The sequence below is a fragment of the Mycobacterium sp. DBP42 genome, from assembly GCF_005924235.1.
In the GTDB taxonomy this organism is placed as follows: Bacteria; Actinomycetota; Actinomycetes; order Mycobacteriales; family Mycobacteriaceae; genus Mycobacterium; species Mycobacterium syngnathidarum.
Window position 1 is genome coordinate 159,850 of the sequence record NZ_VCMY01000004.1, and the last position, 16,956, is coordinate 176,805.

General features: G+C 66.7%; 13 protein-coding genes. 8 read left to right on the top strand and 5 right to left on the bottom strand.

All coding sequences use genetic code 11. The annotated features are described in order from the left end of the window. Position 1 precedes the first annotated feature (1 nt). From ftsZ to E0T84_RS06780, 7 genes are all read left to right on the top strand, one after another. Complete coding sequence (gene ftsZ, locus E0T84_RS06750) at positions 2 to 1,162, top strand: cell division protein FtsZ (protein ID WP_070184797.1); 1,161 nt, start codon at positions 2 to 4, stop codon at positions 1,160 to 1,162. Between the two features lie 31 nt (positions 1,163 to 1,193). Beyond that, positions 1,194 to 1,904, top strand: a complete 711-nt coding sequence (pgeF, locus tag E0T84_RS06755; protein WP_138744084.1) for a peptidoglycan editing factor PgeF — start codon at positions 1,194 to 1,196, stop codon at positions 1,902 to 1,904. A gap of 33 nt (positions 1,905 to 1,937) precedes the next feature. Continuing rightward, entirely contained in the window at positions 1,938 to 2,771 is an 834-nt protein-coding gene (locus E0T84_RS06760; protein WP_138744085.1) for a YggS family pyridoxal phosphate-dependent enzyme, read from the top strand. Continuing rightward, complete coding sequence (locus tag E0T84_RS06765; protein WP_138744086.1) at positions 2,768 to 3,409, top strand: cell division protein SepF; 642 nt, start codon at positions 2,768 to 2,770, stop codon at positions 3,407 to 3,409. Before E0T84_RS06760 ends, E0T84_RS06765 begins: the two co-directional genes overlap by 4 nt. Positions 3,410 to 3,579: 170 nt before the next feature. After that, entirely contained in the window at positions 3,580 to 3,870 is a 291-nt protein-coding gene (locus E0T84_RS06770) for a YggT family protein (protein WP_019344110.1), read from the top strand. 207 nt (positions 3,871 to 4,077) lie between these two features. Further along, complete coding sequence (locus tag E0T84_RS06775; RefSeq protein WP_070943308.1) at positions 4,078 to 4,905, top strand: DivIVA domain-containing protein; 828 nt, start codon at positions 4,078 to 4,080, stop codon at positions 4,903 to 4,905. A 71-nt stretch (positions 4,906 to 4,976) separates the two neighbouring features. Continuing rightward, the gene (locus E0T84_RS06780) at positions 4,977 to 5,351 is read left to right on the top strand and encodes a hypothetical protein (protein ID WP_070188797.1); all 375 of its coding nucleotides are present in this window, start codon (positions 4,977 to 4,979) and stop codon (positions 5,349 to 5,351) included. Here E0T84_RS06780 and E0T84_RS06785 read toward each other — a convergent pair. Both E0T84_RS06785 and E0T84_RS06790 read right to left on the bottom strand, forming a co-directional pair. Next, positions 5,348 to 6,028 (bottom strand): phosphoribosyltransferase, encoded by a 681-nt coding sequence (locus E0T84_RS06785; protein WP_138744087.1) that lies wholly within the window; start codon positions 6,026 to 6,028, stop codon positions 5,348 to 5,350. The two genes, E0T84_RS06780 and E0T84_RS06785, sit on opposite strands and share 4 nt — an antisense overlap. Before the next feature lie 44 nt (positions 6,029 to 6,072). Further along, positions 6,073 to 6,795, bottom strand: coding sequence for a type 1 glutamine amidotransferase (locus E0T84_RS06790; RefSeq protein WP_138744088.1), 723 nt, complete (start codon positions 6,793 to 6,795; stop codon positions 6,073 to 6,075). Positions 6,796 to 7,031: 236 nt separating this feature from the next. On the opposite strand from E0T84_RS06790, the gene E0T84_RS06795 reads away from it, so the two are divergent. Next, positions 7,032 to 11,093 (top strand): bifunctional nitrate reductase/sulfite reductase flavoprotein subunit alpha, encoded by a 4,062-nt coding sequence (locus E0T84_RS06795; RefSeq protein ID WP_138744089.1) that lies wholly within the window; start codon positions 7,032 to 7,034, stop codon positions 11,091 to 11,093. Positions 11,094 to 11,106: 13 nt separating this feature from the next. Here E0T84_RS06795 and E0T84_RS06800 read toward each other — a convergent pair whose 3' ends face one another. The 3 genes from E0T84_RS06800 to E0T84_RS06810 form a co-directional block, all read right to left on the bottom strand. Continuing rightward, entirely contained in the window at positions 11,107 to 13,707 is a 2,601-nt protein-coding gene (locus tag E0T84_RS06800) for a LuxR C-terminal-related transcriptional regulator (protein WP_138744090.1), read from the bottom strand. A 121-nt stretch (positions 13,708 to 13,828) separates the two neighbouring features. Then, entirely contained in the window at positions 13,829 to 14,944 is a 1,116-nt protein-coding gene (locus E0T84_RS06805) for a catalase family protein (RefSeq protein WP_070943538.1), read from the bottom strand. 8 nt (positions 14,945 to 14,952) lie between these two features. Next, complete coding sequence (locus tag E0T84_RS06810; protein WP_138744091.1) at positions 14,953 to 16,812, bottom strand: peroxidase family protein; 1,860 nt, start codon at positions 16,810 to 16,812, stop codon at positions 14,953 to 14,955. Positions 16,813 to 16,956 lie beyond the last annotated feature (144 nt).

Genomic DNA, 16,956 nt, shown 5'->3' on the forward strand with positions numbered 1-16,956 from the left:
CATGACCCCCCCGCATAACTACCTCGCGGTAATCAAGGTGGTTGGTATCGGCGGCGGCGGTGTCAACGCCGTCAACCGGATGATCGAACAGGGCCTGAAGGGCGTCGAGTTCATCGCGATCAACACCGACGCACAGGCACTGCTGATGAGCGACGCCGACGTCAAGCTCGACGTGGGTCGCGATTCCACTCGCGGACTCGGTGCCGGCGCGGATCCCGAGGTGGGCCGTAAGGCCGCCGAAGACGCCAAGGACGACATCGAGGAACTGCTGCGCGGCGCCGACATGGTGTTCGTCACGGCAGGCGAGGGCGGCGGCACCGGAACCGGTGGTGCACCCGTCGTCGCATCGATTGCACGCAAGCTCGGCGCGCTCACCGTCGGTGTCGTGACGCGGCCGTTCTCGTTCGAGGGCAAGCGGCGAAGCAACCAGGCCGAGAACGGAATTCAGGCCCTACGCGAAAGCTGCGACACCCTCATCGTCATCCCCAACGACCGGCTGCTCCAGATGGGCGATGCCGCGGTGTCGCTGATGGACGCCTTCCGCAGTGCCGATGAGGTGCTGCTCAACGGTGTTCAGGGCATCACCGACCTGATCACCACACCTGGCCTGATCAACGTCGACTTCGCCGACGTCAAGGGTGTGATGAGTGGCGCGGGAACGGCGCTGATGGGCATCGGCTCGGCACGCGGTGACGGGCGTGCGCTCAAAGCCGCCGAGATCGCGATCAACTCGCCGCTGCTGGAGGCTTCGATGGAAGGCGCCCAGGGCGTGCTGCTGTCGGTGGCCGGCGGCAGTGACCTCGGTCTGTTCGAGATCAACGAGGCCGCCTCCTTGGTCCAGGACGCCGCGCATCCCGAGGCCAACATCATCTTCGGCACGGTGATCGACGACTCGCTCGGCGACGAGGTGCGGGTCACGGTCATCGCCGCGGGCTTCGACAGCGCCGGTCCCAGCCGAAAGCCGGTCGTCAGCCCCAGCGCGGCGCAGACCCAGCCGATCGCCTCGGGGCGCGCAGGCAAGGTCACCACCTCGCTGTTCGAGCCGACGGACGCAGTGAGCGTGCCGGCACACACGAATGGCGCCACCGTCAGTGTCGGTGGCGACGGAGACGGCGGGATCGACGACGATGATGTCGACGTGCCGCCCTTCATGCGGCACTGAGTCGGGCCCCGCGGGTTCGGATACTGGAAACGTGAGTGTTCGTATTCGGCGCGTAACGACAACCCGCGCCGGTGGCGTCTCGGCGCCGCCCTTCGATTCGTTCAACCTCGGAGACCATGTCGGTGACGATCCGCGGGCGGTGGCCCAGAATCGGCGGCGGCTGGCCTCCGCGATCGGCGCCGATGCACTGGTCTGGATGAATCAGGTGCACAGCGATCACGTGGTCACCGTGGACGGCCCGCGCGACACCGCGGTCGATAATGCCGATGCATTGGTGACATCGACGCCGCGTTTGGCATTGGTGGTGGTGACTGCCGATTGCGTCCCGGTATTAATGGGCGATGCGCGCGCCGGAGTCATCGCGGCCGTCCACGCCGGACGGGTCGGTGCGCAGAAGGGCATCGTGGTGCGGACCGTGGAGGCGATGCAGGCCGCCGGTGCGCACGTCGGGGATATGTCGGTGCTGCTCGGGCCCGCGGTCAGCGGTGCCAACTACGAGGTGCCCGAACAGATGGCAGCCGAGGTCGAGGCGGTGCTGCCCGGGTCGCGCACCACCACCTCGCGCGGCACCTCAGGCCTGGATCTCCGAGCTGGAATCGCCCGGCAATTAACGGCTTTGGGTGTCACCGCGATCGACGTGGACCCGCGGTGCACGGTCGCCGACCGTGCGCTGTTCAGCCATCGCCGCAGTGCACCGACCGGACGCCTGGCGAGCGTGGTGTGGATGGAGCAGCCCCGGTGAACAACCCCCGAATGAGCCTGGAGTGAGTGCGAGATGAGCACCGTGCAGCGCGGGCGTGATGCCGACCGGACGGCTGAGTTGACCGCCGCGCTGGGTGCGGCGCGAGCGCGGCTGGCACATGCCGCGGAATCGGTCGGGCGAAATGTAAATGAAATCGAATTGCTTCCGATTACGAAATACTTTCCGGCCACCGATGTCATTATTCTCAATCAATTGGGGTGCCTCGCATTCGGTGAATCCCGCGAACAGGAAGCAGCCCAAAAAGTCGAGACTGTTCGCGCGGAATTACCGGATGTGCCGATTCGCTGGCACATGGTGGGACGCATCCAGCGCAAGAAGGCGCGCGCCGTCGCCGGCTGGGCTCATACCGCGCATTCGGTCGACAGCAAGCGTCTGCTGACCGCACTGGACCGGGCCGCCGGCGAGGCGCTGGCCTCCGGTGCCCGGGCGCAGCCGCTGCGGGTCTACATCCAGATCAGTCTCGACGGGGACACCGAGCGGGGCGGTGTCGATGTGAACGCCCCCGGCCTGGTCGACGAAATCTGTGGGTCAGCGAACACCGCCGAGGCACTGGAGTTCGTCGGCCTGATGGCAATCCCGCCGCTGCAATCCGATCCCGACGACGCATTCGCGCGGCTGGCCGCCGAGCGGGACCGTGTGCAACGCGACTACCAGCACCGGCTCGAACTGTCGGCGGGGATGTCCGGAGATCTCGAAAGCGCGGTCAAACACGGATCGACGTGTGTGCGTGTCGGTACCGCGCTCATGGGGCAACGCCCGCTAACGTCACCGGCAGTAGTCACACCAGTCACATCTTCATCACAGACACCACCACCCCCATCGTCAGCAGAAGGGTCGCCGAGATGAGCACACTGCATAAGGTCAAGGCCTACTTCGGCATGGCGCCGATGGATGACTACGACGACGAGTACTACGAGGACGACGACCGCCCGGCTGCCCGCAGCTACGCGCGGCGCCCCCGTGACGAGCGCTTCGAAGACGACGGCTACGGCTACGAGGCCCCGGAGTACGACGAGGGCCCGGCCTACCGAGGCGGCTACCCGGGTGGCGGTTTCGCCGACGAGCAGCGGTTTGATGCCCGGATGCGCGCACCCCGTGAATTCGACCGTCCGGCACCGCGTCTCGGTGCGCTGGCCGGATCCACCCGCGGCTCGCTGGCAATGGATCCCCGCCGGATGGCCGAGTTGTTCGAGGCGGGCAGCCCGCTGGCCAAGATCACCACGCTGCGGCCCAAGGATTACAGCGAGGCGCGCACCATCGGCGAACGGTTCCGCGACGGCACCCCGGTGATCATGGACCTGGTCTCGATGGACAACGCCGACGCCAAGCGCCTGGTCGACTTCGCGGCCGGTCTGGCGTTCGCGCTGCGCGGTTCGTTCGACAAGGTCGCCACGAAGGTGTTCCTGTTGTCGCCCGCTGACGTCGACGTCAGCGCCGAGCAGCGCCGCCGGATCGCCGAGGCCGGCTTCTACGCCTATCAGTAAGAGCGGTCAGTAGGACTCGACGCTGCCGCACGTACCGGACATCCGGTACGTGCCCGGTAGGCTGGCGGCGTCGCACTAGCGGCTGACCACGTCGTCTGTGTGGGACGTGTCCGGCCCACGGCGACCTGTATCCAATGTCACACAACCTGTGCGTAGTGAGGTCGGCTCAGTTGTCGCTGTTCTTCGAAATTCTCGGTTTCGCGCTGTTCATCTTCTGGCTCCTGCTGATCGCGCGCGTCGTCGTCGAGTTCATCCGGTCCTTCAGTCGCGACTGGCACCCCAAGGGTCTGACCGTCGTGGTCCTTGAGCTCATCATGACCGTGACCGACCCGCCCGTGAAGCTTCTGCGGCGGCTCATTCCCCAGCTCACGATAGGCGCCGTGCGGTTCGACCTGTCGATCATGGTGCTGCTCCTCGCGGCGTTCATCGGCATGCAATTGGCGTTCAGCGCGGCGATGTAGTCCGTGGATGCCGGCGGCGGGCGAAGAGTCGATCTCGCCGTTTGCCGAATGGTCCACAATTGCGTAAGAAGATTGAAATTCGTTCTTAAAAATAGGCCTCCACTGCAACCGCCGGGTCTGGTGTGACAGGATGGACTCCAGTTGCGATCAAGCAAGGCTTTACACTTTGAGATCGGTTGACGGTCCAAGACTTCAAGGGGGCAGACAATGCCGCTCACACCAGCGGACGTCCATAACGTCGCGTTCAGCAAGCCGCCCATCGGCAAACGTGGCTACAACGAGGACGAGGTCGATGCCTTTCTCGATCTGGTTGAGAACGAGCTGACGCGGCTCATCGAGGAGAACGCCGATCTTCGGCAGCGGGTGTCCGAGCTCGATCAGGAGCTGGCATCGGCTCGCGCCGGCGGCGGTGCCCAGTCCTCGTCCTCCCAGTCGATCCCGATGTACGAGCCGGAGCCCGAGCCGACCCCGGCGCCCCAGCCGGTGTACGAGGCCCCCGCGGCGCCGGCCGCCCCCGCCGCGGCGCCCAGCGAGGACACTGCCGTGCGTGCCGCCCGGGTGCTCAGCCTGGCGCAGGACACCGCCGACCGTCTGACCTCCACGGCCAAGGCCGAGTCGGAGAAGCTGCTCTCGGATGCCCGCGCGCAGGCCGACGCCATGGTCAGCGATGCCCGCAAGACCGCCGAGACCACGGTCTCGGAGGCGCGCACCCGTGCCGACGCCATGCTGGCCGACGCGCAGACCCGCTCGGAGACCCAGCTGCGTCAGGCCCAGGAGAAGGCCGACGCCCTGCAGGCCGACGCCGAGCGCAAGCACTCGGAGATCATGGGCACGATCAACCAGCAGCGTACGGTCCTTGAGGGCCGCCTCGAACAGCTGCGCACGTTCGAGCGTGAGTACCGGACACGTCTGAAGACCTACCTGGAGTCTCAGCTGGAAGAGCTGGGCCAGCGTGGTTCGGCAGCACCGGTGGATTCCAGTGCCAACAATGACTCGGCTGGTGGTTTCAGCCAGTTCAACCGCGGCAATAACTGACCGGCAAGACCCACGTCCTCGCACTGTCGGGAATCGGCCCGATCCGGGGCCACCACACTTAGGGTTGAACGATGTTGATCATTGCGCTCGTGCTTGCCGTCATCGGCCTGGCTGCGCTGGTGACCGCGGTCGTCACCAGCAATGAGCTGATCGCCTGGGTCTGTATCGGCGCCAGCGTGATCGGTGTGCTGCTGTTGATCGTCGACGCACTGCGGGAACGCTCACGAGGGACGAAGTCCGGCGACGACGAGGACGCCTTGGCGGGTTCCGGCTCCGCCCCTGAAGCTGACGCGACCGCGACGACGGACACCTTCGACGCAGTGGACGCGCCCGTCGACTATCCCGACGAGGTGGTCGCCGAGCCCGAGTCGGACGTCGCCGTGGAGCCCGACGCCGCGGATGCAGACGTCGAGGCCGACGACTCCGCAGAGCAGCACAAGAACTAGTCCTGGCCTGGCCCGACGGTTGGCTGGGCCAGTAGGCGGCGCACCTCGTCGTCGCTGACCTGATGGAAATCCACGAACGCCTGGCCCACGGCTTCGAACATGGCCGGGGTGCTGGTACACACCACCTCGTCGGCCTCATCCCGTAGCTGGCTGCTCAGCGTGGCCGGACCGACCGGCACCGCCACCACCACCCGCTTGGCCGCCCGGACAGCGCGGACCGCGGCCAGCATCGTGGCTCCGGTGGCGATCCCGTCGTCGACCAGGATCACCGTTCTACCGGCGAGATCAGGGGCCGGCCGCCCTTCGCGATAGGCCTGCTCTCGGCGCTCGATCTCGGCGGTTTCGCATCGGATGGTCTCGGCGATGGTGTCCTCGTCAATGCCGAGGCGAGCCACCAGGCCGTCGTTGAGCACCAGACCGCCTCCTGAGGCCACCGCACCCATGGCGAGCTCCTGCCACTGCGGCACGCCCAACTTGCGGACCACGAAGACATCCAGCGGTGCGTGGAGGTGGGAGGCGACTTCGGCGGCGATCGGGACTCCGCCACGGGCCAGGCCCAAGACGAGCACGTCGGGCAGATCCCGATAGGACACCAGTTGGTCGGCCAGGACCCGGCCTGCTTCGTGGCGGTCCTGGTAGATGCGATCTCTGCTGGTTCGAAGGCTCCAGGCGTTCATCAGACTGCTGCCGGCACTCGACGATTCTGCCGGCTCCTGCCAGCCTACGTCGAAGGGTTGGGCCGGGCCACCCGGTGCAGGAAGCCGCGGACCAGTGCCCGCAGCCGGGCTGCTGCGTCGTCGGTGAATTCCTTTGTTTGCAAGCGCAATTCATCATGGCTGCGGCCGATGCCGGCTACCGAGCCGTCGCGGTCGTGGGTCAACCACACTTCCAGCAGTTCCGGGTCGAGCTCGGGGTGAAACTGCAGCGCCAGCGCCGTGCCCAGGACGAATGCTTGCGAGGCGTCAGGCGTGCGGGCGATCTCGGTGGCCCCGGCAGGCAGGGTCCAGCGGTCGAAATGCCACTGGAACCATCGGCCACCGGGGACCAATTGCCTGTCGCTGGTGGCCACGTCGTACCAGCCGATCTCGGGCGCGGGGGACCTGCCGACTGTTCCGCCGAGAGCTTGCGCGATGAGTTGTCCACCGAAGCACACCCCGAGCACACCCACCCCGGACTGCACAGCACGACGCACCATCGCCATCTCGGTTCCCACCCAAGTGTCGACCAGTGCATCGTCGTACACCGCCCAGCGGGCCCCCAGCGGGACGATCACGTCGTAGTGAGTCGGGTCGGGGAAGGTCACCTCACCGGCCGGGTGGTCGTCCCGCTCGGGCGTCACAACCTCGAATGTGTCGATGTCGAATCCGCATCCGCTGAACGCGTCGGCCAGCATGGCCTCGGTGGCCGTGCAGTCGTTGCGGAGGAACAGAACCTTCGGTGTCACAACCGTCATTATTTCGGTATTTTTCGACGGCGGCAGTTCAGGTCTACTTTTTGAACCTTCACGCTGCCCTCAAGATCACCGCCAGCTGGGATGGCCGGCGGGCCAGAACCTCACTATTGCGCTCTGACCTGGGGTTATTGTCCTCACAACGGGACGAGGGGTCCTGTGAGGATCAGTTTTCGTGGCGATAACGTCGCCGGAAAGATCCGACAACACCCTCACCACACGATGGGGGCATGGCGGACGGCGCGGGCCTGGGTTCTGGCCCGGACAGTACACAGCGAACGGGGTGTTCGTACTGTGGCGTCGGATGCGGTATCGAGGTCACTACCAGGGTCGATGACGGTCGCACGGTGATCGCCCGGGTCAGCGGCGACAAGCTGCACCCCACCAATTTCGGCCGGTTGTGCACCAAGGGGGCGATGCACGCCGAGATGATGGCCGCCGCCGACGACCGGCTCACGTCGGCTTTGCTGCGGCCCGCCCGTGGCGATGAGCTGGTACCGACGCCGGTGGACGACGCGGTCGCTGAGGCGGGACGCCGGCTGCGGGCCATCGTCGACGAGCACGGGCCCGACGCCATTGCCCTCTATGTCTCGGGCCAGATGACACTGGAGGCGCAGTACCTGGCCACCAAGCTTGCCAAGGGCTTCCTGCGTACCGTCCACATCGAGTCGAATTCACGGCTGTGCATGGCGAGCGCGGGCACGGGCTTCAAACAATCGCTCGGATCGGATGGTCCGCCGGGTTCCTACACCGACTTCGACCGGGCCGACCTGTTCTTCGTCACCGGCGCGAACATGGCCGACTGCCATCCGATTCTGTTCCTGCGCATGGCAGATCGGCTCAAGGCCGGCGCCAAGCTGATCGTGGTGGACCCGCGCCGGACCGCTACCGCCGAACGTGCCGATCTGTTCCTGCAGATCAAACCGGGCACCGATTTGGCCCTGCTCAACGGCTTGCTGCACCTGTTGGTGGAAAACGGTGCCATCGACCACGAGTTCATCGCCGAGCACACCGAAGGATGGGACGGACTGCTGCGGCTTCTACCCGACTACCCGCCGGCCCGGGTCGCCGAGATCACCGGCATCCCCGAAGCCGACATCCGCACCGCCGCAACGATGATCGCCGAAGCCGGCGAGTGGATGAGCTGCTGGACCATGGGGCTCAACCAGAGCACCCACGGCACCTGGAACACCAACGCGATCTGCAACCTGCATCTGGCCACCGGCGCGATCTGCCGCCCGGGCAGCGGGCCCATGTCCCTGACCGGTCAGCCCAATGCGATGGGCGGACGCGAAATGGGTTACATGGGGCCGGGACTGCCCGGTCAGCGGTCGGTACTCGCCGCTGAGGACCGAACCTTCGCCGAGACCCGATGGGGCATCGAACCCGGCAGCATCCGCTCCGATGTGGGCCCGGGAACCATCGGCCTGTTCGAGCAGATGGCGCAGGGCCAGATCAAGGCGTGCTGGATCATCTGCACCAATCCGGTTGCCAGCGTGGCCAACCGGAAGACTGTGATCAACGGTCTGGAAGCCGCGGAGCTCGTTGTCGTCCAGGACGCATACCGGTCTACGGCGACCAATCACTACGCCGACATCGTGCTGCCCGCGGCGTTGTGGGCGGAAGCCGAAGGCGTCATGGTCAATTCGGAGCGCAACCTGACCCTGCTGTCTCCGTCGGTCGCTCCGCTCGGGCAGGCGCGGCCCGACTGGCAGCTGATCTGCCAGGTCGCGGCGCAGCTCGGCTTCGCCGAGCACTTCGACTACCAATCCCCGGCCGAAATATTCGACGAGATCCGCGGATTCGCCAATCCGAAGACCGGATATGACCTGCGTGGCGCCGACTACGACAGGCTGCGTCGAACGCCCCTGCAGTGGCCGGTCCCGCCCGTCAGCGACCGCGGCGGTGAGGATGATCGTCACCCCATCCGGTACCTCAACGACGGCGTGAGCCAGGACCTGTTCGTCGACGCCGACGGCTACCGGCCCCGGCTGGCCTTCGCGACGCCTTCGCGGCGGGCCGTCTTTCACGCCCGTCCGCACATGGACGCCGCCGAACTACCCGATGACGACTATCCGATGGTGCTCAACACCGGTCGGCTGCAACATCAATGGCACACCATGACCAAGACCGGCAAGGTGGACAAGCTCAACAAGCTCAATCCCGCGCCGTTCGTCGAAATCCATCCGCTCGACGCTCTGGAGCTCGACATCGTCGAGGGGCAGCCGGTCGAGTTGACGTCCCGGCGCGGTCGCGCCGTGCTGCCGGCCAAGGTGTCGGACCGTGTGCGCCCCGGCAACTGCTTCGCACCGTTCCACTGGAACGACGAACACGGTGAATACCTCACTGTCAACGCCGTGACCAACGACGCGGTCGACCCGGACGCGCTGCAACCGGAGTTCAAGGTATGCGCGGTGAGCCTGCGCCCCGTCCGAACGGTTGACGGCTCGCCCGCCTTGCACCCGCTCGCAGCCGAGGTGGGGTTGGGCGCTGTGCCCAAGCCGGCCCTCAGCCAAGACGAAAAAGTCTATCTGGCAGGTTTTTTCACCGGTCTGCCGGATGAGCCCGTGGGCGTACCGGTACTTCCGGCCGCAGCGCCGGTCAGTGCCAAGGTGCGCTTGTGGCTGGACGGGGTGCTGGCCGGTCGCTACTCGCGGGCCGGCGACGGTGCACCGATCCGGCGGCCGGTACCGGGTGGGGCAATGGTGCTGTGGGCCTCGCAGACCGGTACCGCCGAGGAGTTCGCAGCCGGACTGGCGGGCCGCATCGATGGGGCCTCCTTGGTCAACATGGACGACCTCGCCCTGGCCGACCTCGCTGCCGCACGCGACATCCTCATTGTCACCAGTACGTTCGGCGACGGCGGGCCGCCGGACAACGGTGCCGACTTCTGGAACCGGCTGCAGGCCCCGGATGCCCCGCAGCTGCACGGGCTGCGGTACGCGGTGCTCGGTATCGGCGACAAGTCCTACGACAACTTCTGCGGGCACGCCAAATCCCTGGATCAGCGGCTGGCAGATCTGGGGGCCACCAAACTGCTCGACCGCACCGACTGCGAGGCCTACGACGACGAGCCGATGCGGCGCTGGGCCGACACGGTCACCACGGCGCTCACCGGTGCGGCGCCCGTCCCGGCGGTCATCGGCGGCGGTATCCGCACCGTCATCCCCACCGAACCCGACGAATTCACCAGGGCCAAACCGATTTTGGCTGCGCTGGCGCGCAATGAACTGTTGACGACACCGACCGCGGCCAAGGAGGTGCGCCAGTTCGGTTTCGACGTCTCCGAGTACGAGGTGAGTTATTCGGTCGGTGACTCGCTGGGTGTCTATGCCTGCAACGATCCGGAGGTGGTGGACACCTGGCTGGCGGCCACCGGGCTCAACCCGGACTCGGTGATCGAGGTCGACGGTGTGGAGCAGGCGCTGCGCGACGCCCTCATCTCGTCGTACGACATCTGTCGGGTGACGCCGGACCTGTTGCGGTTCGTGGCGGATTCCTGCGCCGATCGCTCCGCGGCCAAGATCCTGCGCAATTCCGGTGGGCGGCGCAGCAACTGGCTGCGCAACCGCAACGGCCTCGACGTGGTGACGGAGTTCGCGGTGCGGGCCGAGCCCGAGCAGTGGCAAGAGGTTCTGGTCCGGCTGACCCCGCGCAATTATTCGATCTCGTCGAGCCCGCTGGTCAGTCCGCACGAGGTTCAGCTCACGATATCGGTGGTGCGATACCGAGGGCCGGGCGGCGCGCACCGGGGTGGGGTGTGTTCGACATTCCTGGCCGACCGGGCCGCGGCGGCGCCGGTATTCCTGCAGCGCTCACCGCATTTCCGCCCGCCCGAGGACGCGGATACCCCGATGATCATGATCGGGCCGGGCACCGGCATCGCCCCATTCCGGGGATTCCTGCAGGAGCGTCGCGCGTTGGGACACGGTGGCCGGAACTGGTTGTTCTTCGGCGATCAGCACCGCAACGAGAACTTCTACTATCGCGACGACTTGGAGGACATGGTCAGCGACGGATTTCTGAACCGGCTGGATCTGGCGTTCTCCCGAGATCAGCCAGACCGGGTCTACGTGCAGCACAAGCTGCTCGACCGCGGAGCCGAGGTGTGGCGCTGGCTGGACGACGGTGCCCACTTCTACGTCTGCGGTGACGCCGGCCGGATGGCCAAGGACGTGGACGCCACGCTGTCCACGATCCTGCGGACCCACGGCGGGATGTCCGACGACGCCGTCCGGGACTACAAGCGAGAACTGGTCGCCCAGAAGCGCTACATGCGCGACGTGTACTGAGCTCCCGGTGGACTCACCGAGCCAGGTCGTTCCACACGATCTTGGCCAGCTCATCTCGGTCAGCCACGCCGAGCTTGATGCAGGCACGGTAGATGTGGCCCTCCACCGTGCGGACCGAGACCGTCAGCCGTTCGGCGATGTCGCGGTTCGACAATCCCTGGGCAACCAGGCCGGCTACTTCGCGTTCGCGTCCGGTCACCGGTAGCGGGCGAGCGGCCGACCGGATGGCCGGGGTGGCCGCACCGCCACACTTGGATGCCAATTGCAGTGCGTGCGCGGCGGATTCGGTGCTGTTGCGGCGGTGTCCGGCTTTGTCGTGCAGGGGCACGGCCTGGGCGGCGGAGTCGGCAGCCGACAACAGCAACCCGGCTTCCTCGAACGCGGCGGACACTTTGTCCAGCTCGGCCGCGTCGGCCGCGGCCACCGCGGCGGCATGCCGCGCGTACAGAGCGGGCAGCGGCCCGCCCACACGGTCGACCAGATCCTGCAGCCGGCGGGTCACACTGCGGTCACCGAAGCGGGCCGCGCTGTGCAGCGCCTCGGCCTCGACCGCATATTGGCCCGAAGAGTGTGCCGCATCGGCGGCGGCGCGGGCCAAATCGATCGCCGAGCGATGCCCGCCCTTGGCTGCGGCCAGCCAGGCCTTGGCGACCATTCGCAGCGGTTCGTGGAGCGCCATGAACTCGCCCGAGTGTTCCTTGGCGTCCTCCAGTACCCGTTCGGCGTCGGTGGGATTGCCCACCGCCGCGTAGGCGCGCGCCAGCAGCAGCCGGCCGGGCAGTTGCCAGGGCAGGGAGCTTTCCGCGTTGAGCGCGGCCAGGGCCTGCTCGATCGACCGGATGGCGTCCTGGAACCGGCCGCTGTGGGTGGCGGCCACGCCGTCCATGATCCTGGCGATGGCCCAGCCGGCGAACTGGCCGGCCGACGAGAACTCGGCGTATTCGGCGGCGCGCTGCCGAGCCAGTTCGAGCTGACCGGTGTAGGCCAGAGCCAGCACCTCGCCGTAGAACACCATGATCCGGATCATTCCGTCGGTGGTCTTGCGCTCGGCCCGGCACCGGGACGCGATCGACAGGAAGTCGTCGCCGCGGCCCACGAGCGGCATCGACAGTCCGGCGGCGAACGCCGCGAAATCCACCGCCTGCCGCGGAGCCTCGGGGTTGGCCAGCACCCGCTCGGCGATCTCCAGGCCTTCGGCAATCTTGTTCTGGTGCACCGCCATGCCGGCACCGGTCGCATCGACGACCAGCCTGAGGATGGGATGGGTGACCCGCTCCTGCAGGAGGGCGAGCACCTGACTGGCGCGCGTCACATCGCCCTGGGACCAGAACAGGTTGGACACCCGGGGAATGCCCCACTGCACGAGCTCCATCTCGTTGAGGTCGGCGGGTGCGAACTGCTCCAGGATGCTGTCAGCCTGGGCCGGATGCCCCTGCCACAACAACGCGCGTGACAGTAGCGCGGCCGCGCTGAGTCCGCCGCCGTGATCGAACGCCGCACGGGCCAGCTTCTCTCCGAGCGGCAGGTTGGACAGGAACACTGCGTCCTTTGCGGCGGTGATCAGCAGTTCGATGTCGGTGCCCTGGTCGCTCTCGATGGCCAACTCGGCCAACTTGATTCGGCTGGCGGGCGAGTCGAGGTTGCGCTCGTGCAGAATCTTGGCGATGCGGCCGCGCAGCTTGCGGGCCGACGCGGTGCCGACCCGACGGCGCACCGCCTCGCCGAACAGCGGGTGGCTGAAGCGGACGTTGACCTGACCGTCGTCGGCGACGATGCGGATCAGGCCGCGCATCTCGGCGCCGTCCACGGCCTCCTCGCCGGCCAGTTCGGCCAGCGCATCGATATCGAGTGGCTCGCACAGCGACAGGAGCTTCAGCGCGTGCAAGACGTCCTCGCCGGCGTGCGCCAGTCGTTCGTCGAGCAGTTCGATCAGCCCGGAGGGTATGACGGTGGGGCCGCGAAACTGCCAGACCCCGTTGACCTTCGTCAGCGTGCCGGCGTCGACGGCGCCCTCGACCATGTTGCGCAGGAACAGGGGGTTGCCACCGGAGGTCTGCCACATCACGTCGGCGCTGAGGCCCTCCAGCGTTCCACCCAGAACGGTTTCGATGAGCGCGATGCTCTGTTGTTTGGTGAACGGGTTGAGCTCGAAGCGCTCTAGATAGCCGTCTTTCCACAGCGAGGTGACGGCATCGGGAACCGGCTCGCCGCTGCGCACGGTGGCCACCACGTGGCCCGAGCGCTCGACGGCGATTTGGTGCAGCAGTGTCGCCGAGAGTTGGTCCAGCAAATGGGCGTCGTCGATCCCGACGATGGTGTCGCCGTCGGCCACAAGTGATTCGCGGGCCGACCCGATGAGGGCGATGGGATCGCGTGATCCCGACGACGACACCCAGTGGGCGAACGCGCCGAGGGGGATGCTGCGCGACGACTCGGTGCACGCGGTCCAGTGCACCTTGCGGCTCAACGATGCGGTCACGGTGCGCGCCAGGGTGGTCTTGCCGACTCCGGCCGCTCCGACGAGGACCACTCCGCAGCTGTCCGTCCCGCTGAGGGCGGCCCGTATGGCCTCGTGCTCGGCGGGCCGGTCCAAGAGCTGCCACTGACCAGGCATGAACCCTGAGTCTAGGGGCATGGGGCCGCCAACGCTGCCGAACAGGGGGTCAACGGAGCGGTGTTTGTCGGCGGTGGCAGCGAATGTTCTTCCCATTGCAAGCATTTCCTGTTCGCCGGCGTCAATCCGGAAGCTCGGAGATGTCGGCAGGCTCGTGCCGCTCGATGTGGTTCATCTGATGCCGGAAGTCGCTCGACGCTTCGTACACCTTGAGCTTCAGCCGGTTGATGGATCCCAGCGGCCGGTGGGCCTCCAGGCCGCGCCATGAGTTGAACGACAACACGTCGTCGCCGTACGCGCGGCGCAGTGCGCTGTACGGATTCTGGCGGGGAAAAACGACTTTGGCGACCGGCAGGTACGGGGATTTCCAGGGTTTCGTGGCATCCTCGATGGGCATCTCCTCCTCATCCAGGCACAGCTGCACGCTGAATGTGTATTCCGCGGAGTGCTTTTCGAAGAACTCCATGATCAGATCGCGGTGCTCGTCCTGTCCAGGGTTTCGCGGAAGGGTCTGCTCGGCAAGCGCTTTCGCCTCGGGTGAGGTGGGTTCGTATTTGAATCGGGCCACATGGTCGCCATAGCGAATCGGGGCGGAGGAGAAGAACGTCTCGCCCAGGATCGGGCGGTTGGGGGCGACGAACACGGCCAGATTCGGCGGTATCGGCAGGCCGATCTTCTTGAGCGCGCCGAGCAGCTCGCTGCCTGCCCACAGCGCGCCGTCGGACAACCGGGCCAGCAGGGTGGCGCTCAGCATGCCCAGGGTGCGGTAGGCGCGGGCGTCGGCGAACAGGAATTCCTCGTGGGTGACCAGGACGAAGTCCTGCGTCACGTTGGATTCGTCGCCAGGGTCCTTCATGGCCCGCGCCCCGTGCACGCCGATGGCCTTGATGCCGAGCCCGCGCACGCCGCGGTTCCGGTCGCTGCGCAGTACCCCCGAGGTGGTCGAGATGCGGGCGATCACCGGGTAGCTGCGCGCTTGCGCGAACATCCCTTGGGAGAGCGCTTCGGGCAGGTCCGGGTTGACGATGAGGTCGCCGCGCAGGATGGCATGGCTCTTGGCGTGGGCGTCACGTAGGCCGTGCTTGAACTTCTTGTAGGCGCGTTCGTTGTTCTTGCGAAGTGCCTTGACGATCTTTTCGATGTCTTTGGCTTCGCCTGCCTTCGGTCGCTCGAGGTCGTCGCGGTAGCGGACCGGGTTGAGGGTTTCGGCGATGCGACGGACGTCGGCGGAGGTCATGGCTGCGGTCATACGGATGCCTTTCTGGTGGCGGACACGGGGTTCCACGGGGCGAAGGGGTTGGCCACGCCGGTCAGGGCCGGGGACAGTTCGGGGAAGTGGCGCAACAACACCGAGCGCATGTCGTTGTCCCGCACCCAGGCCATTCCGGCCACGGTGTACGTCTCTTCACGGAAATCGGTGGTGAAAAAACGGTCGCTTTCCAGCCGGCGGGTGGCCATCAGGATGAAGACGCGGAATGCGGTGTCACTGAAGCCGAAACCGGGAGGTTTGGGTTCGGCGTACAGGCCGATCATCAGGTCGACGAGGTCCACGTCGTCGTAGACCTCGCGAAGCTCGGCCGCCAGCGCCGTCTCACCGGTCAGCTCTTCGAACGTCTTGACCGGCTTGAGCCGGAACAGCTCCCGGAACTGGTTGTAGCGCGGCACACCTCGCTCCCGGGCTCGGATCAGATCGATCGTCGCGAGGTCCAGCACAGTGCCGTCGACCCGGTGCATGTGCTGCAGATGCCGCGGGAAGTTGTGTAGCGACAACGCTCCGGGGTGGGCCCGACCGAAGGAGTAGAAGAGGTCGGCCATCGGGCTCTCCGCCAGCCGGGCGCGCACATTGGTCACCGACAGCTCGGGCAGCTCGTGCTGTGCGGTGACGCGGTCGTCGGCCAGCGAGCGGAAGGTGAACTCGTCGGGGATCAGCGGGTGCATCCGGTACACCGCGACGAACTCCTCGGTCAACGAATACGGCACGCCGTGGTGTGTGGTCGGGGAGCCGGGAATACCGTGGAGCAGGGGGCTGGTGCTGATCCGGCCGAAGCGCTGCCGAAACCGGGGACCCAACCGCTCACCGAGGAGCCCGAACCAGTTGACGCGCATGGCGGTCACCGTCGTCGGGTGCGCGATGATCGCCGGCGTCCAGTCCACGGTGTGGATCTTGGCCATCAGCGCGGAATTGACGAGGCGGGCCTTGTCATACAGCTGCTGGCCGGTCAGGTAGGGATATTTCCGGGCCAGGTGGTCGCAGATGGCGTTGTGCTCGCGCATGAACAGCGAGTGCAGCAGGGCCAGGCCCACCCAGAAGTTCCCCGCGGTACCGGTGAGGTCGGCGGTGGCCTCGACCTCGGGTGGTGGTAGGCCGGACACGTCGATGCGCAGCTTGCCGCCGTCGGGCGCGCGCAGGGCGCAGGCGAATGCCGGTGTGGTCCCGTAGATCTGGGAGGCGTCCCACCAGTGCGACTCCTGGGTGACGAAGGCGGGAGGCCCGACTGGGCTGGGGTGTGGATCGGGTGGGGTGCGCTCGACCCGCATGGGCCGCTCGGGCCACGGATCGTCGTCGAGCAGTGGCACCACCCAGGGCTGGGTGGGAACCGAACCGTGGGCGAACCAGTCGTGCACCTCGAACTGAATCCACGCCGCGGCCAGCAGATTCAGCGTGGTCGCCGGCTGGAAGTTGTCGCGGGTCAACAGCGCGCGGCTGATCAACCGCGGATTGGGATCGAGCAGCTGCTGGGCGGATTCGGGATACGAATGTTCGGGTGGCACGTTACGGCCGAACCGGCAACCCACCGCACCCATCCTCGGGTCGCTCAGGTCGTTGTAGGAACCGTCACGCGTGCGGGCGCCCAGATAGTTGCCGATACCGACCGGCCCGGTCGGGGGGACCGGGGCAGGTTCGGCGGCATACAGATTCGACGTCCGTAGCTGGTGTCGGAGTCCGACGAGCACGGCCAGGCCGATGACCTTGGGTAGACGTGGCCAGCCCACCGACTGGTCGACGTACTGAGCGACCCGGACCGCAACGTCGACCGTCACCGACCGGGCCCGGGACCAGACTGCGGCGATGAACGCTGGAGCCTGTCTCGCCGTGGTCACCATTCGTTGTTTCCCTCCGGGGAGAATGCGGTGCCGCCTATGGAGTTGATTGTTGTGCACCGGGGCGCAAATGACATGAGTAGTGCGCTACTCGATCGGAAATGTGCGGGCCCGGTGAGCTTCGAGTAGTCGAATACGCGTGTACGC

Bases quoted from the DNA above. Each gene is read 5' to 3' on its own strand.
- ftsZ (WP_070184797.1), top strand. From the start codon at position 2: ATGACCCCCCCGCATAACTACCTCGCGGTAATCAAGGTGGTTGGTATC.
- E0T84_RS06760 (WP_138744085.1), top strand. From the start codon at position 1,938: ATGAGCACCGTGCAGCGCGGGCGTGATGCCGACCGGACGGCTGAGTTG.
- E0T84_RS06765 (WP_138744086.1), top strand. From the start codon at position 2,768: ATGAGCACACTGCATAAGGTCAAGGCCTACTTCGGCATGGCGCCGATG.
- E0T84_RS06775 (WP_070943308.1), top strand. From the start codon at position 4,078: ATGCCGCTCACACCAGCGGACGTCCATAACGTCGCGTTCAGCAAGCCG.
- E0T84_RS06780 (WP_070188797.1), top strand. From the start codon at position 4,977: ATGTTGATCATTGCGCTCGTGCTTGCCGTCATCGGCCTGGCTGCGCTG.
- E0T84_RS06785 (WP_138744087.1), bottom strand. From the start codon at position 6,028: ATGAACGCCTGGAGCCTTCGAACCAGCAGAGATCGCATCTACCAGGAC.
- E0T84_RS06795 (WP_138744089.1), top strand. From the start codon at position 7,032: ATGGCGGACGGCGCGGGCCTGGGTTCTGGCCCGGACAGTACACAGCGA.
- E0T84_RS06800 (WP_138744090.1), bottom strand. From the start codon at position 13,707: ATGCCTGGTCAGTGGCAGCTCTTGGACCGGCCCGCCGAGCACGAGGCC.
- E0T84_RS06805 (WP_070943538.1), bottom strand. From the start codon at position 14,944: ATGACCTCCGCCGACGTCCGTCGCATCGCCGAAACCCTCAACCCGGTC.
- E0T84_RS06810 (WP_138744091.1), bottom strand. From the start codon at position 16,812: ATGGTGACCACGGCGAGACAGGCTCCAGCGTTCATCGCCGCAGTCTGG.